The sequence below is a fragment of the Porphyrobacter sp. LM 6 genome (genome assembly GCF_001720465.1).
Taxonomy (GTDB): Bacteria; Pseudomonadota; Alphaproteobacteria; order Sphingomonadales; family Sphingomonadaceae; genus Erythrobacter.
Genome location: NZ_CP017113.1, coordinates 41,694 through 63,480, shown reverse-complemented (window position 1 = coordinate 63,480; position 21,787 = coordinate 41,694). Strand labels below are relative to the sequence as shown.

The following is a 21,787-nucleotide window of genomic DNA, read 5'->3' as shown; positions in this document are numbered from 1 at the left end:
CGGGTGAATGGTATAACATAAAGATGTAATGTCGAGTGGATCCGTTTCGTACTTTTGCGGCGCAAAGCTTTGGGGCCCACTGCGGGGCCCCACCTTTTGGGATTTAGTCTCTTGATGGTCTGTCAGTCAGAACATTGGCAAAGCGGCGAGTGCCCGAGCGTGACAGAGTTTCGGTTTGACGCACGCGGGTGCGCCCGCCTGGGGTCGAGTACCCTGCTTCCCCCTGGATCTGAAAACTCATGAGTTCGCGGCGATCAAGGCACTCGCGGAGTGGCCGCGGGCTGGTGGGCTGGCTTGTGCGCGTGTGGCGGTCATTGTGGGGATCCGCGGTGGCCTGCCGCAAGGGTAATCATGACGCCAATAACGGCGCGGCGCGTTGGCGCGACGGGGCGTGGCACTCGCAGTGCCGCTGGTGCGGCACGCCGATGCGGCGCGTGTCCAAGGGAGTGTGGACGGCAGAATGATGCGGCGCGCCTCGCCTGATCGGCCGACTTGGCGGTGAGGCTGGCGCGGTGGCCAGTGCCGATCGTCCCTCCGTGTTCGCCATTCTCGGCTGCCCTAGCCGAGCCGCGAGGCGGGCGAGCTCACCTTAATCCGGCGCCTGGCTGCGAAAGAGCCGGGATTGGGGTAAATTCTACTGAAGCGAGGGGAACTGGAGGAGGCCGAGGCGGTTGAAAGATCTGGCGCCCGCCGCAGCATAGCCGCCATGGTCAAACGCCATGTTCTGATGCAAGCGGATCTCCTCGCCAGTTGCCGGGATCTCTGGCATCAGGAGGTGCGCCTCACGAGTGAGTTTCTTCAAGCGAAGTCCTTCTACCCTCTCTCTGATGTGCGGCGAACTCGATGGCGGAGGGTCTCGAAAGTCGGCGGTCACGCCTTCCCTTCTGGGCCGTTGTGGGCAGGGCGTGGGGCAAGGCACTCGTTTCTGTCTGAGAACTGGCGGCCTGGCCTTGACCGCCCCACTCATCTTCACGAAGGTAAAGGTAACCGTTCGGAGGGGTAGGGCATAGGTGCCCATGGTCTAGGCTCTACGGAGCGGGATAGTGGTCGCCAATTTGGCCAGACAGCAGTGGCTGCCCATGCGTCGGCACCCACTGTGCGGTAGCTTGTCAGCCTTGAGGGCAGGGCGCGGCGCGCATGACCTTGGCCGGCTCGCGGCGTCGTGGTGATCCACTTCGCGGTCGGTTTGTCGACCCCCTCGAAGGCTCGCGAGGACGTCATCGGCCGCATGGGGTTTTCATTACTGCGGTCACACGCGGCAGACGCGCCGCCTCGGCGGCCTCAGTGCCTTCCCGTAGGGGCTTGACTTTTGAGTGAAACTGCCGCAGTCACAACTTGTACGAATGGAGCTTAGAATGAAAACCGTGATTTCTGCAGTTGCCGCGCTTGCGCTCATTGCCCCCTCGGTGGCTTCGGCTGCTCCGGCTCCCGTAGGTGCCGCCATGGCTCTCTCGGTCAAGGCCTCGGCCAACGAGCCGAGCGCTGCGCCGGCTAAGAAGGCCGCGAAGCGCGGTGGCGGTGGGTCGACCTTCGCGCTCGTCGGCCTCGGTGTGGCCGTCGTTGCCGGCCTCGCGCTGGCGGCGGGCGGCGGCGGCGATAGCCGCTGATTTGCTTCGGTGACTTAAGGCTGGGGCCGGACGATCGTGTCTGGCCGCGGCTTTCCCTTGCCTTCTGAATTTCTGAGTTTTCTCGGCTCCACCATAATCGGGGCCCGTGCGCTTAGCTTTATCGCGCCCATCCCTTGACAATCCAGGCCATCATCAAGCGGAGCCCGATCTGGCTCCTGGCTGCCTTGTTGTGTGTCGTCTTCTTTACGGGCGGCAGCACTTGGGCGAGCGAGCCGCAACTCATGGTGTTGAGGCCTGCGGCGTTGAGCGCGGCGGCCATTGCGCTCATTACCTTGAGCGCTGCCGACGTGAAAGGGCATTGGATCGTGATCGCCCTATTCGGCGCGGCCGTGCTGCTCACCGCACTCCACCTTGTCCCTCTGCCATTCGACTGGTGGAGTAGTCTGCCGGGCCGAGATGTCATCGTCGCCATCGACGCGGCGGTGGGCTTGGGCCCCATCGACCGGCCGCTCTCGATGTCACCCGACGCGACGCTCAATGCGCTCTACTCGCTTTGCGTGCCGATGGCGGTCTTGCTCCTCGCCATACAGCTTGACGAGGACGGGCACCGCAGGTTGCTGCTTGTGCTCCTCGCCCTCGCGCTCCTGAGCGCGTTCTTCGGGCTGCTGCAGGCGGCCGGCTCCGATGTCACTTTCTATCCGATGCAGACTGAGACATCCGGCCTCCTCGCCAACCGAAACCATCAGGCTGCGCTCCTCGCGATGATCCTCCCCCTCGCCGCCGGCGCGGCCTTGGCGGGGCCGGGCGGGCGGCGCGGCCAGTCTTGGCGGGGACTTGCTGCCGCCACCCTCGGCATTCTTGTCGTTCCGCTCGTCCTTGTCACGGGCTCACGTTCGGGCCTGGTTCTGCTCGGCCTGGGTATCGTATTTGCGGGCCTGATATGGCTCTGGGGCCAGCCCGGACGCTTGACGGGCTGGAGGGCGCGCCTCGTTGACCCAATCGCCTTCGCTGGCGTGATTGTCGCGCTCGTTGCGGTGACGGTCATGGCGTCGCGCGACAAGGCCATTGACCGCCTCTCTCAGGAGGGGGAGGGCCTGCGCTGGCCGGTCTGGCAGTCCATCCTCGACATGCTCCCGACATACATGCCGTGGGGCACGGGCATCGGCTCCTACGTTGAGGCCTACCAGCTGCTCGAGCCTGAGGCTTTGCTGCGCCCGACCTTCTCTAACCACGCCCACAATGAAATGCTGGAGATTGCGCTCACGGCCGGCATTCCGGGCCTCGTCCTCCTGGCCCTCGCCGGCCTCGGCCTCGTGATTGGCTTGACGCGTGCCTTCTCGGCAAAGGCCGCGGCATCAGCCTCTGCGACGCTGAGCCGGTTGGGGCTTGGGGTTATCGTGCTGCTCGTGATTGCGAGCGCGACTGATTATCCGGTTCGAACGCCCATCATGAGCGCCGTTCTCGCCATTGCCGCCGTTTGGGCGACGCTTGAGGTCAGGCCTCGCGCGGCAGAGGACGAGCGACAGTCCCGCTCATGACGTCCGGTCTCCTAGCCTTGGGCGCCAGGCTGATCGTCGCCGCGCTATTCCTTGCGGCAATCGTCCCAGCCTATCGCCATGCAGAACTCAGCTATCTGCGCGAGAATGATCCTCAGAGGGCCCTTGACAGTCACCCGGCCGATGCCCGCGCCCTTACTCGCGTCATCGCAGAGCGCCTGGCTGCTGATCCGGCCAACACCCTGGCCGCAGCCGAGACCGATAATCTGCGGCGCTCACTTATTGACAGGCCGCTATCGGCTGATCTTCTGGCCATTCAGGGGCTCAACGCGCAGGTCGCTTCGCAGCCCGATCAAGCGCTCACGGCCATGCGCCTCGCCGACCGGATCAGCCGCCGCAGCAGCCTTGCCAGCCTCTGGCTGATCGAGGCCGCTTCGAATGCGGGGGATGTTCCCGGTGCCGTGGGACACTACCACAATGCTCTCTCGGTCCACCCTCCTCTGCGGAACGCGCTTCTTCCCTTGCTCGCGCGTGGACTTGTGTACCCAGAGATCCGCGCCGCGCTCTCGCCCTACATCGCCCGCCCGGCGAACTGGACGGGGGACTTCCTCCAGATTGCTGCGAAAGAGAGTAGCCCTGCCGATCTCCAGGCGCTGCTGAGCCCCTTGCCGGCAGCCCTCAGGGATGAGGCATTCCAGCCACTCCTGGGCTCTCTTCTTGAGCGCCTTGCCGCGGAGGCTGAACCTGAAGCTGCGGCAGGCTTCGCTGCGGATCTTGTCCCCGGGCTGGACCCGCGTGCACTTTCGGTCTTGGCGCCTTCCCCGCAGACCCTCGACCCGCGACTTGGTGCTTTGGCGTGGCGGTTCCCTGAGGACAAAGGAGGGATTGCCAGTAGGGCGGTGCAGGGGGGGGTGCTCGAAATAGAAGTTCAGCCTCTCGCCAATGGGCTCGCCGCGCACCGCGGCCTGCTGGTGGAAGGCGGCAAAACTTACGGCCTCTCGCAGCGTGTCTCCATCAGCGACGCGGGGAGCGATTTGGGGCTCACCTGGAGAGGGTCCTGCAAGGCGGGCGACGAGGCCATAGGCTTTTGGGAGAAGCGTCTGTCCTTTGGGTCTTCCGACATCGTCGGGCCGCTCTTGCTCGAAGTGCCTTTTGGTTGTCGCGCAGTCACCCTTGCGCTCATGGTTGAGGGTCCAGATGCCCAGATGCCGGTCACGGTGAAGCTAAGCCAGCTCGAGCTTAAGGCGCTTGACTAATCAACCTCGCGGCCGGAATTGAGGGCGGCCGGAATTGAGGGAAGTATGCTAACTTCTCAGGGGCCTTCTTGGCGCTGCTCTTGCGAAGGTTCCGCCAAACACATCCGTTATGTTGAATAATGTTCAAATCTTGAGGGGGCCTCGCTTGTCGAAGCGTCAATCTTCCATTCTGAGGCTTGCCCTCGCGTGCACATTCGCTGCGGGTCTGTCGGCCTGCAGCACCCACTACGAACTTGGTGGCGATCCCGACCTATCGGTAGTGCCCGCCAATGAGCTGCCTGCGCCTTCCATCGCCGACTTTACGGCCGTTTCGCGACCCTACATCGTTGGCCCATTCGATCGCCTGACGATCGATGTGTTTGGTATCGAGGAACTCACAGAGCGTGAGGTCCAAGTCGATGCCGCAGGGAGGATCTCTTTTCCGCTTGCGGGTGTCGTGCAGGTTTCAGGGCAGACACCGGGCGAGATCGAGGGGCTACTGGCGGAGCGCCTGCGTCAATCCTACGTGCGCAACCCACAGGTGACGGTGAACCTTAAGGAGGCGGTGAGCCAGGTTGTGACCGTGGGGGGGCAGGTTAAGAAGCCCGGGCTCTATCCGGTGATGGGCCGCATGACCCTACTGCAGGCCATCGCTCGTGCGGAAGGGTCGGGAGAGTTCTCTGACCTCCAGAACGTGGTTGTCTTCCGCACGATTGAGGGGAGGCGCCTTGCCGCCCTCTATGATGTTCGCGCCATCCAGAGGGGCGCCTATGCTGATCCCGAGATCTACCCGAACGATGTTGTGATGATCGGCGACGATGCGTCGAGCCGCCTGTTCAGGGACGTTCTGACCGGCCTTTCGCTGGTCAGCGGCCCGTTGGTCATCGCCATCGACCGCTTCGCAAATTAACTCAGAGTTTAAACTTCTTATGACTGCACAACCCATCGATCCGATGCCTATTGGCGAGCCGACGCGGCGTGAACCCTCGCCGGCTGAACTGGCCATGGCCGATGCCGAGCGTGAGCAGGACGAGCGGCTCATCCCGCCGGTGTTGCTGCAGTATTGGCACACGGCGCTGCGCTGGCGTTGGGTCCTCGCCGGCATCGTGACAGCCAGCCTCGTCATCGGTCTGGTTGTAACCTTGCTTATGGCACCGCTCTTCACCGCTCGCTCGCAGATCGAGATCAGCCGCCAGCAGAAGAACGTCACTAACGTCGAAGGGCTGGAGACGACCGAGGCCGGACGCGACCTCGAGTTCTACGCGACGCAGTATGCCTTGCTGAAGGCGGTCTCGCTGGCGCAGCGTGTCGAGAAGACCATGAACCTTGCCAAGAAGAATGAGTTCTTCGAAGCGCACGGCGCAACGCCTTCGGATAAGGGGGAAGATGCGCGTCGGCGTCAGGCGGTCGAATTGCTCCTCGATAACGTAGCGATCGAACCGATCCGCACTTCGCGCTTGGTCGACATCAAGTACACCAGCCGCTCACCCGAGCTTTCCGCGAGTATTGCCAATACCTGGGTCAGCGAATTCATCGGCGCCAGCATGGACCGCGAGTTCTCATCGACCGCCGACGCGCGGCGCTTCCTCGAGCAACGCCTGGAAGTGCTTCGCAAGAGGGTCGAAGAAAGCGAGCGCGACGTCGCCAATTTTGCCACCGAGCGCGGGATTGTGGCCCTTGCAGTGACCCGCGACAGCGAAGGTAAGACCGAGACCCAGCGCACCCTTGCTGCTGCCGATCTGGAAGCGATGAACACTGCCCTTCTCCAGGCCCGCCAAAACCGGATTGCAGCCGAAAGCAGGCTTGGTGGGGCCGCAGACAGTTCCTCGGATGCCCTCTCTAACTCGACCATCTCGAACCTTCGCCAGCGCCGCGGCGAAATCGCCGCCGAATATGCGAAGATGCTGATCCAGTTCGAGCCCGACTATCCTGCAGCTCAAGCGCTAAAGAGCCAGATCGATGCTCTTGATGCGGCGATCACCCGCGAAACCTCGCGCGTTGGCAGCAGCCGGCGCCAGGCCTTTACTGAGGCGGCAGCGCAGGAGCGGGAGCTGCAATCCAAGGTCGCGGACCTTAAAGACCAATTTGATCAGCAGCAGCGCGACACAATCCAATACAATATCTATGTGCGGGAAGCCGACACCAACCGCCAACTCTATGACGCTCTCCTGCAGCGCTACAAGGAAATCGGCGTCGCGGGTTCGGTTGGCGCGAGCAACATCGCAATCGTTGACCGTGCCGAGGTTCCGGGCGCACCCTCAGCGCCAAGCCTGCCGATTAACCTGGCGTTAGCCCTGCTGATCGGTGTGGGTCTCGCCGCCGTCACTGTAATTGGCCTTGAGCAGATCGATGAAGGGATCCGCGGGCCGGCCGACGTTTGGAACCTCCTGCAGACGCCTCTCTTGGGGAACGTGCCGCTGGTCAGTGGCGATCCGCGCGATGCGCTACAGGATCCAAAGTCGCATTTGACCGAGGCCTACTTCTCGATCCGATCGGCCTTGGCTTTCTCGACGACACACGGCCTGCCACGATCCTTGTGCGTAATCAGCTCGCAGCCCAATGAGGGTAAATCGACTAGCTCGCTTGCCCTCGCTACGATTATCGGGCGGACGGGTAAGTCCGTCCTACTGGTTGACGGCGACTTGCGTTCGCCCAGCGTTCATGAGCTAGTGGGCAAGCCCAACAAGGGTGGGTTCAGCAATCTGCTTGCTGGTGATAACGACGTTGCCTCGCACGTGCTGGCGACGGACTATCGCGGCATGAGTGTCTTGCCATCTGGGCCGCTCCCGCCGAGCCCCTCCGAATTGTTGAGCAGTGATCGCCTCGGGGAGGTGCTCAAGATGCTCCTCGAACGATTTGATCACGTGATCATCGATTCACCGCCCGTGATTGGCTTAACTGACGGTCCGCTTATAGCACGCGCTACCGAGGGTTGTCTGTTCGTGATCGAGCCAGGTCGTTCACCGGTGCGCGGGATCCGGGCTGCCCTCCAGCGTCTTCGGATGGTTGGCGGAACGGTATTTGGGGCCATCGTGACCAAGATCGACATCAATCGTCAGAGTTACGGCTACTCATACGGATACGGCTACGGATATGGCTATGGCTACGGCTATGGCAACAACCTCAAGGGTTCTGAAGGCGAAGCCGCCGCCTAACTGCGCTCCTTTTGGCTTATCTGCTGGGATCAATTATGCTTGAGGCAGGCCCCCGACCTTCCAGTCTAATGGCAAGCAGTGGTTTTCGCTGTAGACCCAAGCCCGGCGCTGGCAGACCGGCTTTCTCCTGAATTTGGGGTACGAAAATCGATGATATCGCAAAGGCCGATCCTGTCGGAAGTTAGGCCCTGTTGACAAAAGATTTCAGCCATAGGCGCGTTGCGACGAGGTTTAGGAAGCTCTCGAAGCAAGCGACAGCCTTGTCGTAGCGGGTGGCGATACGGCGCTGCTGCCTGAGCTTCCTGAAAATGCGCTTGACACGGTAGCACCCCGGTAACGGCGATAGGCGGGATGTTTTGGCACCCTGCGGTTGGGGCGGAGCGAGATGATCGGAAGGATACCCTTGATCAGCAGGCTCTCCCAGAAACGGTGGTCATCATAGCTCTGGTCCGCCAACATCGCCTTAGGCAACACGACTAGGATGTCCATCAGCGGCTCCGCAGCGGTGAAATCGGAAGCCGCGCTTCCTGTCAGGATGAAGCCGAGAGGCAGCCCCTGATTGTCGTAGTGGGCTTGGATTGTGCTCGTAAAGCCGCCGCGTGATCGATCAAGAGCGTTCGCAAAAGCCCTCTTTCCGTCCGCGGCCGAAACGTGGCTGCGAACGCTGGTGCTATCGACCATTTGCTGCCAGTCGTCGGTCAGGCCCAGATCTACCGTCGTTTTCAGGAACGCATCCCAGACCACCTGCTCGGCCCAGCGCCGGAACCGGGAGTAAAACCGAGTTTCACCTGCCGTATCGCTCGTGTATGTTGCGCCAAGGCTATGCGATGCTCGAGCTGCTGAGCCTCCGCAAGGGCACCACGCTCACCAAGGAAATGTTCCTCACCCACCTCTATGGCGGGATGGACGAGCCGGAAGTCAAGATCATCGACGTGTTCATCTGCAAGCTTCGGCAAAAGCTGTCGCTGGCCTGCGGCGGAGAAAACTACATCGAAACCGTGTGGGGGCGCGGCTACGTGCTGCACGATCCGCAGGAGCTGGCGGCTGCGGCGTAGGCAACCGCTTACGCTGTATTCTCCTCACTGCCCATTGCGCGCTCCGCGCGCAGCAGGTGCGGCGATTGCGCACTCCTCGCCGGGCGGGCGTGCGCGGACGTGGATGCCTTCATGGTCAACTCCCCAGCCGGGCAATGAAACGTGCGGCGTGAGGCGCTACCCGCAAGTGGTCCAAAAATTCGGGTGGCAGAGCACGCGCTATTGGGCGCCAGGGTAAGGCGCACGGCCCTGCGAACTGCAGTGGTGTGTTGTGATTGCCCTTCGCCGCTCATGCCCCTAGGTCCGGTCAGGCATCCGGCAGCGCACCTCGCCCTGCGCCGATTTCCCCCCGCCCGCGCACATACGATCACGGCGGCTTCTGTCATTGCGTCTCGCTGCCCGTCCGCGCAAGAATAGCGATAATCCGCGCAATGGATTGTGATTTTATGTCTCGCCTCACTAGGCTGAGCGAGATAATTATAATTATATAACAATGTTTTATGTCGGGAACCTCGCAGCCACTGTCGGTAGGGGATTCCCATTGCGGCGAAATTGTGATTCAAGCTCGCCGCTGGTGGATTGGAGGCCAGCGCGAATGGCAAACAATCTTCCCGACGCCAATCCGGAGGAGTTGGCTGGAGCAGACAGCTTTGACTTCGCCGCATCGCGCGACGACGCCTCAAGTGCCTCCAGTTCGCGCAGCTATGCACTCGATAACGGACCTGATCTGGTCGAGGAGCATGGCGGCCTTATCGGCCAACGCTCATCGGCTCAGGTCGATCTCTTGGTTGATTATACTCTCATCACCAGCGCGGCTAGCCTCCCGCGCGCAGGCATGGCCCCCTCTCACGGCTACCGCACAATAGGTGTGCCGCCAACGGAGCTCCTGCTACTTGAGGCTCCAGAGCGCTTTCCCTTACGCGTGCGCTTCGCCATTTACGTTTTGGCGGCGACTTCTGCCTGGGCGGTATTAGGCCTGCTCATCGCCGCGGTAATCTAGCCAGCCTGCGAAGGGGCGCCGTTGGCGGGGATGCTCCCTTCGGCAATGGTGTCAGCCGCGACAGGGCTCAACGCCATTGCGATGGACAAGCTGCGCATGGCGCATTCGGTCCGCAGATTTCAAAATCACACCAAAACCGCTCTCTCACGCCCAGACATTGTGTTCGGCGAACTCCAGGTAGCGTCCCAGTACGTTGACCGACTTCCAGCCTCCGGCGCGCATAATCGCGGCCGTGTCGAACCCCGCGCAGAGCAGGTCCTGCGCCGCGCCGACGCGCAGGGAGTGGCCGCTGAACCCCGCCACCTCATCTGGCGGCAGGCCCGCGGCGGCCACCGCCTCCTTGATGATCAATTTTACCTTCGTGGTCCCGAGCGCGCGATTGATGGGCTTGCCCTGATAAATGCCGCAGAACAGCGGATCGATTTTGTCTCCCCGCCAGGCCAGCCATGCACTGACCAAAGCCGCCGAGCGCCTAGAGCTGAACGAGATCCGGCCCATGCCGAACGGGTCGGCCTTGCTGCGGCGGATGATTGCCCGCAGCGTTCCGTCTGCCCGCATCGCGATATCCTCACTGCGCAGTGCCACCAGTTCGGAGCGTCGCGTCAGCAGGTCATAGCCTAGCGAGAGCATCGCGCGATTGCGCAGGCCCCAAGGATTGTCGGGCTGCGCGGCAAGGCATTGCTCGAGATAGTCGCGCGTCATCCCCTTCGCCTGCTTGGGGCGGCTGAGCTTTGCGCGCTGCACCCGGCGCAGCGTAATGCTAATGTCCTCACCCCAGGTGGGGTCGGGCAGGCGCAGCAGGCGGTGGACCTTGCGGATCGCGTAGAGACGCCTCCGGACGCTTGAGGGGCAGAGGATTACGGCCTGGCCTTCCAGGAATGCGCAAACCGTTTCGGCCTCGGCGGGCAAGGCACGGAGGCCGTGTTCCTCACACCATGCGACAAACCGTTCCACGTCAGTCAGGTAGGATTTGATTGTCCCGGGCGCGAAGGCGCCCTCAAGGCGCTTGAATTCTGCGCGCCAATCTGGGAAATCCTTTGCAGTAGCTTCATCTAACATAAGTGGCATAATATATGCCATATAAGGCGCGTCAATGCTTATTTCATATCAGATTCGCGCCGCGCGCGCTGCTCTTGATTGGACGGCAAGCAAGCTCGCCGACAAAGCTGGGGTAGGCTTAAGAACAGTAATGCGGATCGAAGCCGAGGACGGAGTCCCGCAGACCACCACGGGAACGTTGATCAAAATCCAATCCGCCCTCGAAGCGGCCGGCATCGAGTTTATCGGCAGCCCCGACGACGCACCGGGCATTCGCATCCACCGCCGCAAAGACTAGCCGCAGCAGACCTCAGGCGGGCGTCGCGCGGCGACCTTACCCCGCCATCCGCCGCGACACTCGGACGAGCGCCAGCACCGCGAGGACTGCCCCGCAATCTGCCAGCCAGTCCGCCCACTCGGCATCCCTGCCAAGATGCGGGATCAATTGCACGACCTCGATCAGCGCGCCGAGTGCCGCCATGGCCAGAAACACTTCGCCCAGCCGCCGCTCGGGGTAGGCGAGGGCGGCGAGCAGGGTCAGGACCGCAAAGGCGATCACGTGCAGGACCTTGTCGCTCAGCGTGCCGGGCAGGGCGGGCGGCTGCGGGAGCAGCGCCATCACCAGCGTAAAGGCCAGCGCCAGCCAGAACAGCGCCCGCGCCATGACCGGCCACGTCATCGCCGCGCTCCGCAGGCAGCGGCACCACGATGCACGCCAGTCGCCCACGGGGCCAGCCGTTCGTGCAGGTGCCGCTGCGCCCAGAGCTGGTGACGCGCTTCCATCCTACATCTCCTCGATGATCTTGCGGCTCTCGCGGATCAGCTGCGACACGTGCCGCCGCAGCGCGAGGCTCTCGGCGGTGTAAAGCCCGGACTTCAGCGCATTGCGGTTGCCGCGCGGCGCGCCGGACCCTTGCGCGCCGCCATGCATCCGGCAGCGGGCCTTGTCCTTGACCGCCGGCGCCTCGCAGCCGCCCCCCGAACGCGTGCGCGCACCGCAGCGCGGCGCGGCGTGCATGCCCGCAACATTGCGGACGTGATCCCCCGCCACTACCGCCTGGCCTTGGCGCGCGCCGGCCGAAGCGGCGGCGGCACGGTGTCCTCGCGCGGCGGCTCGAGCGCCGGCGCGCCGGGCGGAGCCATCTCGACATTGCCGAGCACCGCCTGGCCGCCGGGTGCGACCTGAACGCGCTCGACTGTGATCTTCTGCTGCCCCTTGCCGCGGTGCCTGTCGAGCGCGGTCAGCTGCTGTGTGTAGAGCGCCATCAGCCGCTGCGCCTGATTGAGGTTGGCATTGCGGCTCTCGAAGGTCTGCTGCGGGATCATGGCCCGGCGCAGGCACTCCATCGCCGCGTGGTGCGCTCCCACCATCTGCGCCGCAAGCATGGTCTCGATACCCTCGGCAGGCTTGATGCTCTCGAGAAGGTCCAGCGCCTTGACGATCTTGGCGTCGCGCTCCTCGATCGAGCAGCCCTCCGGAACCCACAGCAGGCTTGTAATCTCCTGGATCTTCGCAGCCTCGACCACCTCGCCCCGCGTGTTGGCGAAGTACTTCGCCTCGACCATCTCATTGACCTTCAGCCGCTGTTCGAGCGGCAAGGTGTCTCCGGCGGTGCGCGGTCTGGTCTTCTTCGCCATAAATCTCATGTGGTGCGCCGCCTAGGCCCCGTCAAGGCGTCTGCACTATACAGTGCAAGGGCTTGTTTTGCGTTTTCTGATTGCAGCCGAACCCCACCCTGCCAAACTGCCGATAACGCCACACTGCCAGCTTCCAGGTGAATTTCATCGTATTATCAGTGAGTAGGAGGACAAAAAGAAAGGCCTTGCCCAAACGAAGGTGCCCTCGGCCAGAACAGCTGGCGAAGCTCGCGGCGTCGGCTATCGAAGGGCAGGCGTGGCCTTGGGTCGCTGTCAGGCGGCGGAATTGCGTTGCCGCTAGTGCAGATACCCGGTAGCCTGCCATCTCATCCTTTCGGGCTGTCAGATGGCAGCGGGGGCCCTCTTCTAGAAGGCATTAGCCGGCTTCACCCTTCCCATGTTCTCGCGTGGCAGCGCAGGTAGTTGTAGTGCTCAGCGAAGGCCTCGATCTGGGTCCGTAGCTATTGCAGCCATGACTTGGCTTGCCGTCGAGGCGGTTCCGCGCGCAGACTTCGGGTCTTGCCCTAGGCCAAAGTCGGGTAAGAAGATTTGACACGCCTTCAGGTCGCCATAATTCCAGCGCTTGTCGAAAGGGCGGTAGTGTTCGGGTCGGCCTGAATTGGCGCCCTGCTTAACAACGCGCTGGTAAAGCGCGGCTAGAGCGCGGCAAGCAAGTGTCCCACGATCTGCGTGCTGGCGTGCCCGTCGCCATAGGGGTTGTGCGCCCGCGCCATCGCCTCATAGGCTTCCACATTATCAAGCAACCGAACAGTTTCAGAAACAATTACAGATGCATCTGCGCCCACCAACCGTGCAGTTCCGGCGGCCACACCTTCGGGCCGCTCGGTCGTATCGCGCATCACCAGCACCGGCTTGCCGAGGCTGGGCGCCTCTTCCTGGATGCCGCCGGAATCGGTGAGCACCATGTCGCTCGCTTCGAGCATGGCGACAAAATCAAGATAATCCAGCGGGTTGATCAAGGCGATCCGGTTATGCCCGGCCAGCGCTGGACGCATTACGTCGGCGACGTTGGGATTAGGATGCAGCGGATAGATGATCGCCACGTCCGGTCGCGATGCAAGCTTTTGAAGTGCCTGGGCAATCTGCTGCATACCGGCACCGAAATTCTCGCGCCGGTGGGCCGTCACGGCGATGATTTTCTGTCCTGAGAAGCGCGTTTTGAGCGGCGTAATCGCCGGTGCGAGCGCCGGATTTTCCGCCAGTTTGGTCCGCGCAAACAGTAGGGCGTCAATCACCGTGTTGCCGGTGACGTGTATGGAATTTTCGTTCACGTTTTCAGCACGCAAGGCCGCCGCAGCGGTCTCGGTCGGGGCAAAATGCAGGTCAGCGATCACGCCGGTGACCTTGCGGTTCACCTCTTCTGGCCAGGGGGAATAGATGTCGCCGCTGCGCAAGCCTGCCTCGACATGACCCACGGGTATCCGCCGGAAATAGCATGCCAGCGAGGCCATCATGGTGGTCAGCGTATCGCCGTGCACCAGCACCCGATCAGGCTTTAGGGCATCCAAAGCCTCCCCGAAGCGGGTCAGAACCCGGCTCGAGAGCGCATCCAGCGACTGGCTAGGCTGCATCAAGTTGAGGTCTAGGTCGGGTCTAAGCGAGGCTAGAGCGAGTACGGAGTCCAGCAATTCGCGATGTTGGGCCGTGACGACCACTTTCACATCGAACGCCCCGGATTCCCGCAGCGCTGCCACCACCGGAAACATCTTGATCGCCTCGGGCCGGGTGCCGAAGGTGATAAGGATGCGTGGCTTTGCGCCTGTCTGGGGCGCGCGCGCGGTCATCGCCGCAGCATACCGCGCGTATCGAACACCAGCTTGCCCGCCAGATCGGACGGGGAGAGATGCCTGAACGCGGTGTGATCGACCAGCACCACCACAATCTCGGCCGCTGCCAGCGCCGCGTCAAGCGTCACCAGCTGCGCGCCGGTTGCGGCCAGCGCTTCAGGCAGCGTTTCGGCGAAGGGTTCGACCACCAGCAGGCGGTGTCCGTCGGTGTGCGCCAGCGCCTCGGTGATTTCGAGCGCGGGGCTTTCGCGGAAGTCGTCGATATCGGGTTTGAAGGCGAGGCCGAGCAGCGCGACCTTGCCATCGGGCACGGCATCGATCAGCGCACGGATCTTCGCTTCGGTATGCAGCGCCTTGTGGTCATTGACCTCGCGCGCGGTCCGCACCAGCCGTGCCGCTTGCGGAGCGCTCGCGACGAGAAACCACGGATCAACCGCGATACAATGCCCGCCCACGCCGGGACCGGGTTGCAGGATGTTGACGCGCGGGTGGCGGTTGGCCAGCCGGATCACGTCCCACACATCCACCCCGATCTCGTCGGCGATCATCGAAAGCTCGTTGGCGAAGGCGATGTTCACGTCGCGGAAGCTGTTTTCGACCAGCTTCACCGTCTCGGCCACGCGCGCGGAGGTGGTCAGGCAATCGCCCTTGACGAAGCTGGCATAGAGCACCGCCGCGCGGCTGGCGCAGGCCGGGGTCACGCCGCCGATCACGCGGTCATTATGCACCAGCTCGTTGACGATCCGGCCCGGCAGCACACGTTCGGGACAATAGGCCAGCGCAATGTCGGCGTCCCCGCCAAAGCCGTCACGCGGCACTACCAGATCGGGGCGCATTTCGGCGATGATCGCGGCGACCCGTTCGGTCGTGCCGACCGGCGAGGTGCTTTCGACGATCACGCAGGCCCCGGGAAGAAGCGTGGGCGCGATGGCGCGTGCGGCGGTCTCGACACAGGAGATGTCGGGCATGTTATAGGCGCCGAGCGGGGTCGGCACGGCAATCATGTAGAAGCTCGCGGTCGGCACCGCCGTAGCCGCGATCAGCGTGCCCGCGGCGATGGCATCATGCACCAGCGCATCGAGATCACATTCCTCGATATGCACGCCCCCGGCATTCACGGTCGCGACAACGCTTTCGGACACATCGACGCCGCACACGTTCCAGCCGTGGCTGGCGAGCACGGAGGCGGTCGGCAGGCCGATATAGCCCAATCCGATCACCGCGACTTCGTGGTCGGGTGCGGGATGGCTGGCGGCCTTGCGCGCGAGCGCGGCGGCGGCATCGAAGGGTGCGTTCATGCGATCAGTGTCCTGCCTTGGTCGCAAGACATGGCGCAGAAGCCCTTAAAATCGCGTTAGGCTTGTTTGCTAGATTGGCCGGCCTTCGATGAAGGCAGCGATCGCATCATTGAGTTGCCGTGCGGTCGGGGGTTCCTGTCCGGGAAGCACGTCCATCGCCAGCCCTTCGGCAATCCGGTCGGACAGTTCGGTTTCATCCCGGGCGACGAGGATCCCCGGCCGCGTTGCAAGCTGTGCGACTGTGGCGAGCTGGTGATCGTTACGATGCTCTTCCAGCGCGGCGCGGCGCGGGATAAGGACGATCGGCTTGGCGAAGCGGGCGGCGGTCAGGATCGTGCCGATCCCGGCATGGCTGACGATCAGGCGCGAGCGTTCCACCAGCTATTCGAACTCCTCGGGAGCGATGCGTTCGCGCGCTTCCATGTGTTGCGGCCGGTAACTGCTCTTGCCGGTCTGGGCGATGACCGGGTGGCCCAGTTCGGTCGCCAGCGCATCCATCGCGGCGATCAGCCGGTCGAACCCAAGGCTGCATACCAACCGTGACGAGGATCATAGCACTGCTCCGTGAAAGCGCGGGCGATGGTCTGTGGCCAGATGGGCCCACTGGGTCCAGCATTCGTCGGCAATGCTCTGCGCCAGCCGCCCACTGAGCGAGAATTGCTCGCCATTGGCGACGCTGTCGATCCGCAGGGTGCGCGCGCCGACCAGTCGTCCGGCCATGAGGCAGAAAAATCCCGGCGCGGCACCGGTCGTCACGATCACATCGGGCCGCTCGCGCAAGACCAGCCACAATGCCGCCAGAGCGCAGAGCATTGCGCGGATTGGGGTCTGCTTGTTGCAATCAGGCAGGGTGAGCGGGGCGTCTATGCCACCATGTTCGCCGGCATCGCGGCGCGTCGTCACGAAGCGCACGTCATAGGTGTCGAGCACCGGACGCAACTGCATCAGTTGTTCCCAATGGCCTCCGGCGGATGCCACGGCAAGAACCTTGGGAACATCCGAGTTCATCAACCGACTTCCAAATTGCTGCGATGCGCAATCGCTTGAACAGTGCGCCGCCAGACCTGTCAACCGCGGGCGGTTTGCCTCGGCAAAAATCGCAGGCTTGCTCTCCTGCGCGGTGCGCGCCACAGACCGGGGAGAGGGAGATTGTCATGAATCAGGTTGCAGGGCCGCTTGCCGGCCTCAAGGTCATCGAATTCAGCGGCATCGGGCCGGGGCCGCACGTCGCGATGCTGCTCGCCGATTTGGGCGCTGAGGTGGTGCGGATCGACCGGCCGGGCGCCGGGGTCAGCAATCCGGTGGTCGAACGCGCGCGTCACCGGCTGGCGCTCGATCTCAAGAGCGAGGAGGGCAAGGCCCAGGTGCTCGCCGCTGCGGCCAAGGCCGACGTGCTGATCGAAGGCTTCCGCCCCGGCGTGATGGAGCGGCTGGGGCTGGGGCCGGACGCGCTGCTCGCGGCCAATCCCGGCCTCGTCTACGCCCGCATGACCGGCTGGGGGCAGGACGGCCCGCTCGCCCATGCCGCAGGGCATGACATCAACTACATCGCCATTACCGGCGCGCTTTCGGCGGTCGGCAAGGCGGGCGAGACCGCCACGCCGCCGCAGAACCTTGTCGGCGATTTCGGCGGCGGGTCGATGTATTGCGCCTTCGGGATCCTCGCCGCGCTCTATGAACGCGAACGTTCGGGCAAGGGGCAGGTGGTCGACGCCGCGATCGTTGACGGGGCGACCAGCCTGATGAGCTTCTTCTTCGGCGTGCGCCACCTGCCGCATCTGTCGACCGCGCGGGGCAAGGGGATGCTCGGCGGGGCGGCGCATTTCTACCGCTGCTTCACCTGCGCCGACGGCAAGGAAATCTCCTTGGGATCGATCGAGCCGCAGTTCTACTCCGAGATGCTCCAGCGCAGCGGCGCTCCGGCGGAACTGGCGCAGGGCCAGATGAACCCTGCCAATTGGGACGAATACGCAGCCAAACTCGCCGCGCTGTTCCTCACCAAGACGCAAGCCGAATGGTGCGAACTGCTCGAAGGGACCGACGCCTGCTTTGCCCCGGTGCTGGGGATCGACGAGGCGCGCGAGCATCCGCACATGAAGGCGCGCGGGGCCTATGTGGAGCACGAGGGGATGTGGCACACCGCCCCCGCGCCGCGCTTCAGCCGGACGCCGGGTGCGATCCGTTCGAGCGTCGATGACGGCGCCGAGGTGGTGGCCCGCTGGCAGGCAGCCTCGTAATGGCAGGCAAGTTCTTCGACGAATGGATCGTGGGCGACCGGATCGAACACGAGATCCGGCGCACTGTGACCGAGACCGACAATCTGCTGTTCTCGGTCATGACCCACAATCCGCAGCCGCTGCACATCGATGTCGAGGCGGCCAAGGCGAGCGGGTTCGGGCAGATCCTCGTCAATTCGACCTTCACCTTCAGCCTGCTGGTCGGGCTGTCGGTGGGCGATACGACCTTGGGAACGCTGGTCGCCAACCTCGGCTTCGACAAGGTGGTGACCCCCAACCCGGTGTTCATCGGCGATACCCTGCGCGCGGCAAGCGAAGTCAAGGACCTGCGCGCCAGCAAGTCGCGGCCCGATGCCGGGATCGTCACCTTCATCCACGAACTGACCAACCAGCGCGGCGAAGTGGTGTGCCGCTGCGAGCGTTCGGCCCTGCTCCGGCGCAAACCGGCTGCTTGACGAGCATACGCCTGCCCGCGCAATGTCGGGGGTGAGAGAGACAGGGGAGGGATATCCATGCGCAAGACATGGACCGGGTTCGCTGCGGCAAGCCTGATGACGATTGCGGTGGCGGGCTGCAGCGGTGAGGCATCGCTCGATCCGGCGCAAACCGGCAATGGCGAGAACACGGTCAAGCTCGCCGAGTTTCCCGATCGGCCCTATTGGGGCGATACGCACCTGCATACCGACAATTCGGTCGATGCCTTCGGCTTCGGTGTCCGGCTGGGGCCGGAAGACGCGCTGCGCTTTGCTCGCGGCGAGGCGGTGACGGCGACCACCGGCGGCAAGGCGCAGCTCGATCGACCGCTCGATTTCCTCGTTATTGCGGATCACTCGGACGGCATGGGCGCGACCAAGCGGCTCTTCGATGCCCCGCGCTGGTATGTGAAGTGGGTGATGCGCGACGATACCGTGCTGCGCTGGTATGACCTGATGCACGAAAGCCCGGAAGGCTCGCAGCGGGCGATGGCGGAACTGATCACGGCCGCAGCCAATGGCACGCTGCCCGAAGCGCTCAGCGATCCCGAGCGCGCACGCGAGGGCACGGAAGACCTCTGGAACACCCAGCTCGGCTTGCTCGATCGCTATAACGAGCCCGGCGTCTTCACGGCCTTTGCCGGCTTCGAATGGACGCTGATGCCCGATGGCAACAATCTCCACCGCGTGGTGATGTTCCGCGACGGCAGCGACAAGACCCGCAAGACCCTGCCGCTCGGCGGGATCGATACCAAGGTCGAGCAGCTGTGGGACTACATGGAGGCCTACGAGAAGAACATCGGCGGGAAGGTGCTGGCGATCCCGCACAATTCGAACCTCTCGAACGGGCTGATGTTCGAAATGACCATGGCCGATGGTTCGCCGATGACCGCCGCCTATGCCAAGCGGCGCGCAGCGGCTGAACCGGTGGTCGAGGCGACCCAGATCAAGGGTGACAGCGAAACCCACCCGTTCCTCTCGCCCAATGACGAAATGGCCGGCTTCGGGGTTAAGGGCTGGGAACTGGGCAATCTGCCGCTCACCGCCGCAAGCACACCGGATATGTATGCGGGCAGCTATGTGCGGTCTGCCCTGCTGCGCGGGCTTTCGCTCGAGGCGCAGCTGGGGGTCAATCCTTATGCCTTTGGCCTGATCGGATCGACCGATAGCCACACTGGCCTTGCCACGGGAGATGAGGACAATTTCTTCGGCAAGCACACCGGCACCGAACCCGCCTACAAGAACCGCGCGCTGGTGCCGCAGAACCTCGGCACGCGGCAGGGGCGGTTCGGCTGGCACTATCTCGCGGGCGGCTATGCTGCGGCCTGGGCGCGGGGGAACACCCGTGCGGAAATCTTCGATGCCTTCCGGCGGCGCGAGGTCTACGCCACCACCGGCCCGCGCATGACCGTGCGGATCTTCGGCGGGCACGATTTCAGCGCTGCCGACTGGGCGGGTGACTGGGTGCGCGCAGGCTATACCCGCGGCGTGCCGATGGGCGGCGAATTGACCGACAAGGGCAGCGCGCCGACCTTCCTCATCAGCGCACTCAAAGACCCCGACGGCGCCAATCTTGACCGGGTGCAGGTGGTCAAGGGCTGGATCGATGCCAGCGGCGCGATGCAGGAACGCGTCTATGACGTGGTCTGGAGCGACATGGCCAAGCGGCCAGGCACCGCCAAAGGCCTGACCCCGGTGGGCGATACGGTCGACCGCAAGAAGGCGACCTACACCAATTCCATCGGCGCGCCCGAACTGCGGACCACCTGGACCGATCCCGATTACGCCAAGGGCCAGCGCGCGTTCTACTATGTGCGCGTGCTCGAAATCCCGACCCCGCGCTGGACGCTGTTTGATGCGGTGCGCTTCGGCTTCGAACTCAAGGGTGAGGCGCTCGAGGATGCGGTCGCGCAGGAACGTGCCTATACCTCGCCGATCTGGCTCAAGCCGCAGGGCGCCAAGGGGACGACGTGACGCTTCCTGCCTGGACCCGCGAGCCGCTGGTCCATTTCCTCGCGCTGGGTGCGTTACTCTATGTTGCGATGACATGGGGCGGCAGCCCGCCCGATCCGGCCTCGCGGGTGATCAATGTCGACAAGGCGCAGCAGGCCCAGCTCGCGCTCGCTTTCGAACGGGTGATGGGCCGCGCGCCCACCGATGCCGAGCTGGACGAGCGGATTGCGCGGTTCGTGCGCGAGGAAGTGCTCTACCGCGAGGCGCTGCGGCTGGGGCTTGATGCCGATGACGCGGTGGTGCGCCAGCGCATGGTCGCCAAGATGGACATGACCGCCGGCGGTGCGGCCGATGCAGCCGAGCCCAGCGAGGCCGAGTTGGAGGCATGGCGCGCCGATCACCCCGAACGCTTTGCCGCCAAGGCGCGCTTCACCTTTGACCAGGTCTATTTCGCCAGCGAGGCAGCGGCCTTGGCGGCGATTTCGGATAAGGCCTGGCCGGGTGCGGACTGGCGCGGGCGCGGCGATCCGATCTCGCTTCCCGCATCCGTCGCAAGGATGCCAGCGAACGAAATCGCGGCCCGTTTCGGTCAACAATTTCTCGATGGCATTGCGGTGATCGACCATTCGGATAGCTGGGCCGGTCCGATCCCGTCGGGCTTCGGCTGGCACGTCGTCCGCATCAGGGAATACGAGCAATCCGATGTACCGCCGCTCGACCAGATCCGCGCGCAGGTGCTGAACGACTGGCGCGCGCAGCAGATCGCGGCCCGCAAGCAGCGCGCCTACGACATTCTGCGCAGCGCCTACCGGGTCGAGATCGACAAGTGATCCGCTGGCTTCTGGCCGTCATGCTCGCGCTCCTCGCGGCCCCTGCGGCGGCGGACGAATTGCGCCCGGCTGTGATCGAGCTGACCGAGCGCGACGGCGGCGTGTGGGTGATCGAATGGAAACTGCCCGTCGCTGCTTCGCGCGGGGCAAATGCAGCGCCGCTCGCCCGTCCGGTGTTCCCCGAAGCCTGCACCGCGACCGGAGCGCCCGTGCAGCGCGCGGCGGCGCTGGCATTGCTCGGGCGGCAGGAATTGCGCTGCAAGGGTGATCTGGCGGGCCAGCGCTTCGGGCTGAGTGAGCTGGTGGGCGGCAGCGATGCCATCGCCCGGATGATCCCGCGTAGCCGACCAGCCCAGACCTTCCGCCTGACGGCAGACGCGCCCGCCGCGATGATCGCCGCCGAACCCGGCCGGTGGCAGGTCGTGCGTGACTATCTTGTGATTGGCGCAGAGCACATTCTGTTCGGCTGGGATCACCTGCTGTTCGTGATCGCGCTGGTGCTGCTGGTGCGACGGGGCTGGGCGGTGGTGAAGGCCGCGACCGCTTTCACGCTTGCCCATTCGATCACGCTGGTGGCGACGAGCCTCGGATATGCGGGCCTGCCCTCGCGCCCGGTCGAGGCGCTGATTGCGCTCTCGATCGTGTTCCTTGCGGTCGAAGTGGCGGTGGTGCTGCGTTCGCCCGAGCGGCGCACCTTCACTAGGCGCTTGCCCTGGGCGGTCGCCTTCGCCTTCGGGCTGGTGCACGGCTTCGGCTTTGCCGGCGCGCTCGCCGATGTCGGCATGCCACAGGGCGAGGTCGTTACCGCGCTGCTCGCCTTCAACCTCGGGGTCGAGGCAGGCCAACTGCTCATCGTCGGCGCTGTGCTGGCGCTTTTGGCGGGGCTGACTCGGGCGCTGCCCAAGGCCGAAGTGCCGGTGCTGCGCGTGTCGACTTACGCCATCGGCGCGATCGGCAGCTTCTGGCTGATCGAGCGCGTGATCGGTTAGAGCATCGCGCGGAAAAGTGGGCACCGGTTTTCCGC

The 21,787-nt window shown here is 64.0% G+C and carries 23 protein-coding genes and 1 pseudogene; 13 read left to right on the top strand and 11 right to left on the bottom strand.

Going from position 1 to position 21,787, the window contains the following annotated elements; genetic code table 11:
• Positions 1-634: 634 nt before the first annotated feature.
• The gene (locus BG023_RS14800) at positions 635-802 is read right to left on the bottom strand and encodes a hypothetical protein (RefSeq protein WP_190315788.1); all 168 of its coding nucleotides are present in this window, start codon (positions 800-802) and stop codon (positions 635-637) included.
• 553 nt (positions 803-1,355) lie between these two features.
• Here BG023_RS14800 and BG023_RS00335 point away from each other — a divergent pair.
• The 5 genes from BG023_RS00335 to BG023_RS00315 all read left to right on the top strand — a co-directional run bounded on the left by BG023_RS00335 (position 1,356) and on the right by BG023_RS00315 (position 7,454).
• Positions 1,356-1,607 (top strand): hypothetical protein, encoded by a 252-nt coding sequence (locus BG023_RS00335; RefSeq protein WP_069308681.1) that lies wholly within the window; start codon positions 1,356-1,358, stop codon positions 1,605-1,607.
• 134 nt (positions 1,608-1,741) lie between these two features.
• On the top strand, positions 1,742-3,106 hold the full coding sequence (locus tag BG023_RS00330) for an O-antigen ligase family protein (RefSeq protein WP_069308680.1): 1,365 nt from the start codon (positions 1,742-1,744) through the stop codon (positions 3,104-3,106).
• Positions 3,103-4,320, top strand: coding sequence for a hypothetical protein (locus BG023_RS00325; protein WP_069308679.1), 1,218 nt, complete (start codon positions 3,103-3,105; stop codon positions 4,318-4,320). The genes BG023_RS00330 and BG023_RS00325 overlap by 4 nt, the downstream gene beginning before the upstream one ends.
• 145 nt (positions 4,321-4,465) lie before the next feature.
• Complete coding sequence (locus BG023_RS00320) at positions 4,466-5,209, top strand: polysaccharide biosynthesis/export family protein (RefSeq protein ID WP_233993035.1); 744 nt, start codon at positions 4,466-4,468, stop codon at positions 5,207-5,209.
• 19 nt (positions 5,210-5,228) lie between these two features.
• A complete protein-coding gene (locus BG023_RS00315) occupies positions 5,229-7,454 on the top strand; it encodes a GumC family protein (protein WP_233993034.1) in 2,226 nt (741 codons plus the stop codon).
• 231 nt (positions 7,455-7,685) lie between these two features.
• Here BG023_RS00315 and BG023_RS14625 read toward each other — a convergent pair whose 3' ends face one another.
• Complete coding sequence (locus BG023_RS14625) at positions 7,686-8,198, bottom strand: transposase (RefSeq protein WP_150122747.1); 513 nt, start codon at positions 8,196-8,198, stop codon at positions 7,686-7,688.
• A 77-nt stretch (positions 8,199-8,275) separates the two neighbouring features.
• Here BG023_RS14625 and BG023_RS00305 point away from each other — a divergent pair.
• Positions 8,276-8,509, top strand: a pseudogene (locus tag BG023_RS00305) (winged helix-turn-helix domain-containing protein); the annotation flags it as partial.
• 574 nt (positions 8,510-9,083) lie between these two features.
• Complete coding sequence (locus BG023_RS00300; protein WP_069308676.1) at positions 9,084-9,488, top strand: hypothetical protein; 405 nt, start codon at positions 9,084-9,086, stop codon at positions 9,486-9,488.
• Positions 9,489-9,632: 144 nt separating this feature from the next.
• Here the strand turns inward: BG023_RS00300 and BG023_RS00295 are convergent, their stop codons facing one another.
• Entirely contained in the window at positions 9,633-10,547 is a 915-nt protein-coding gene (locus BG023_RS00295; RefSeq protein WP_069308675.1) for a tyrosine-type recombinase/integrase, read from the bottom strand.
• 34 nt (positions 10,548-10,581) lie between these two features.
• Between BG023_RS00295 and BG023_RS00290 the strand changes: the two genes are divergently transcribed.
• On the top strand, positions 10,582-10,824 hold the full coding sequence (locus tag BG023_RS00290; protein ID WP_069308674.1) for a helix-turn-helix transcriptional regulator: 243 nt from the start codon (positions 10,582-10,584) through the stop codon (positions 10,822-10,824).
• A 36-nt stretch (positions 10,825-10,860) separates the two neighbouring features.
• Here BG023_RS00290 and BG023_RS00285 read toward each other — a convergent pair whose 3' ends face one another.
• The 8 genes from BG023_RS00285 to BG023_RS00255 form a co-directional block, all read right to left on the bottom strand.
• A complete protein-coding gene (locus tag BG023_RS00285) occupies positions 10,861-11,205 on the bottom strand; it encodes a hypothetical protein (RefSeq protein WP_069308673.1) in 345 nt (114 codons plus the stop codon).
• A gap of 105 nt (positions 11,206-11,310) precedes the next feature.
• Entirely contained in the window at positions 11,311-11,577 is a 267-nt protein-coding gene (locus BG023_RS00280; protein WP_199797149.1) for an HGGxSTG domain-containing protein, read from the bottom strand.
• A complete protein-coding gene (locus BG023_RS00275; RefSeq protein ID WP_069308671.1) occupies positions 11,577-12,164 on the bottom strand; it encodes a hypothetical protein in 588 nt (195 codons plus the stop codon). Before BG023_RS00275 ends, BG023_RS00280 begins: the two co-directional genes overlap by 1 nt.
• Positions 12,165-12,820: 656 nt before the next feature.
• A complete protein-coding gene (gene wecB / locus BG023_RS00270) occupies positions 12,821-13,969 on the bottom strand; it encodes a non-hydrolyzing UDP-N-acetylglucosamine 2-epimerase (protein WP_069308670.1) in 1,149 nt (382 codons plus the stop codon).
• Positions 13,966-15,270 carry a UDP-N-acetyl-D-mannosamine dehydrogenase gene (wecC, locus tag BG023_RS00265; RefSeq protein WP_083234450.1) on the bottom strand — a complete coding sequence of 435 codons (1,305 nt, stop codon included), beginning with the start codon at positions 15,268-15,270 and terminating at the stop codon, positions 13,966-13,968. The genes wecB and wecC overlap by 4 nt, the downstream gene beginning before the upstream one ends.
• Positions 15,271-15,339: 69 nt before the next feature.
• The gene (locus BG023_RS14990; RefSeq protein WP_233993033.1) at positions 15,340-15,648 is read right to left on the bottom strand and encodes a glycosyltransferase; all 309 of its coding nucleotides are present in this window, start codon (positions 15,646-15,648) and stop codon (positions 15,340-15,342) included.
• Between the two features lie 3 nt (positions 15,649-15,651).
• Complete coding sequence (locus tag BG023_RS14985; RefSeq protein ID WP_233993032.1) at positions 15,652-15,807, bottom strand: hypothetical protein; 156 nt, start codon at positions 15,805-15,807, stop codon at positions 15,652-15,654.
• A gap of 12 nt (positions 15,808-15,819) precedes the next feature.
• On the bottom strand, positions 15,820-16,401 hold the full coding sequence (locus BG023_RS00255; protein ID WP_233993031.1) for a glucuronosyltransferase: 582 nt from the start codon (positions 16,399-16,401) through the stop codon (positions 15,820-15,822).
• A 23-nt stretch (positions 16,402-16,424) separates the two neighbouring features.
• Here BG023_RS00255 and BG023_RS00250 point away from each other — a divergent pair, with 23 nt between their 5' ends.
• The 5 genes from BG023_RS00250 to BG023_RS00230 are packed head-to-tail and all read left to right on the top strand — an operon-like array spanning position 16,425 to position 21,752.
• The gene (locus BG023_RS00250) at positions 16,425-17,507 is read left to right on the top strand and encodes a CaiB/BaiF CoA transferase family protein (RefSeq protein ID WP_069308668.1); all 1,083 of its coding nucleotides are present in this window, start codon (positions 16,425-16,427) and stop codon (positions 17,505-17,507) included.
• A complete protein-coding gene (locus BG023_RS00245; protein ID WP_069308667.1) occupies positions 17,507-17,962 on the top strand; it encodes a MaoC family dehydratase in 456 nt (151 codons plus the stop codon). Before BG023_RS00250 ends, BG023_RS00245 begins: the two co-directional genes overlap by 1 nt.
• A gap of 57 nt (positions 17,963-18,019) precedes the next feature.
• Positions 18,020-19,954: a DUF3604 domain-containing protein gene (locus BG023_RS00240; RefSeq protein ID WP_069308666.1), complete on the top strand. Its 1,935-nt coding sequence runs from the start codon at positions 18,020-18,022 to the stop codon at positions 19,952-19,954.
• A complete protein-coding gene (locus tag BG023_RS00235) occupies positions 19,951-20,763 on the top strand; it encodes a peptidyl-prolyl cis-trans isomerase (RefSeq protein WP_069308665.1) in 813 nt (270 codons plus the stop codon). The genes BG023_RS00240 and BG023_RS00235 overlap by 4 nt, the downstream gene beginning before the upstream one ends.
• Complete coding sequence (locus BG023_RS00230; protein ID WP_190315787.1) at positions 20,760-21,752, top strand: HupE/UreJ family protein; 993 nt, start codon at positions 20,760-20,762, stop codon at positions 21,750-21,752. Before BG023_RS00235 ends, BG023_RS00230 begins: the two co-directional genes overlap by 4 nt.
• Positions 21,753-21,787 lie beyond the last annotated feature (35 nt).

Excerpts from the sequence above, each read along its gene's own strand:
- BG023_RS00295 (WP_069308675.1), bottom strand. The coding sequence starts at position 10,547 with ATGTTAGATGAAGCTACTGCAAAGGATTTCCCAGATTGGCGCGCAGAA.
- BG023_RS00245 (WP_069308667.1), top strand. The coding sequence starts at position 17,507 with ATGGCAGGCAAGTTCTTCGACGAATGGATCGTGGGCGACCGGATCGAA.
- BG023_RS00240 (WP_069308666.1), top strand. The coding sequence starts at position 18,020 with ATGCGCAAGACATGGACCGGGTTCGCTGCGGCAAGCCTGATGACGATT.
- BG023_RS00335 (WP_069308681.1), top strand. The coding sequence starts at position 1,356 with ATGAAAACCGTGATTTCTGCAGTTGCCGCGCTTGCGCTCATTGCCCCC.
- BG023_RS00250 (WP_069308668.1), top strand. The coding sequence starts at position 16,425 with ATGAATCAGGTTGCAGGGCCGCTTGCCGGCCTCAAGGTCATCGAATTC.
- wecB (WP_069308670.1), bottom strand. The coding sequence starts at position 13,969 with ATGACCGCGCGCGCGCCCCAGACAGGCGCAAAGCCACGCATCCTTATC.
- wecC (WP_083234450.1), bottom strand. The coding sequence starts at position 15,270 with ATGAACGCACCCTTCGATGCCGCCGCCGCGCTCGCGCGCAAGGCCGCC.
- BG023_RS00290 (WP_069308674.1), top strand. The coding sequence starts at position 10,582 with ATGCTTATTTCATATCAGATTCGCGCCGCGCGCGCTGCTCTTGATTGG.
- BG023_RS00315 (WP_233993034.1), top strand. The coding sequence starts at position 5,229 with ATGACTGCACAACCCATCGATCCGATGCCTATTGGCGAGCCGACGCGG.
- BG023_RS00300 (WP_069308676.1), top strand. The coding sequence starts at position 9,084 with ATGGCAAACAATCTTCCCGACGCCAATCCGGAGGAGTTGGCTGGAGCA.
- BG023_RS00285 (WP_069308673.1), bottom strand. The coding sequence starts at position 11,205 with ATGACGTGGCCGGTCATGGCGCGGGCGCTGTTCTGGCTGGCGCTGGCC.
- BG023_RS00325 (WP_069308679.1), top strand. The coding sequence starts at position 3,103 with ATGACGTCCGGTCTCCTAGCCTTGGGCGCCAGGCTGATCGTCGCCGCG.
- BG023_RS00275 (WP_069308671.1), bottom strand. The coding sequence starts at position 12,164 with ATGGCGAAGAAGACCAGACCGCGCACCGCCGGAGACACCTTGCCGCTC.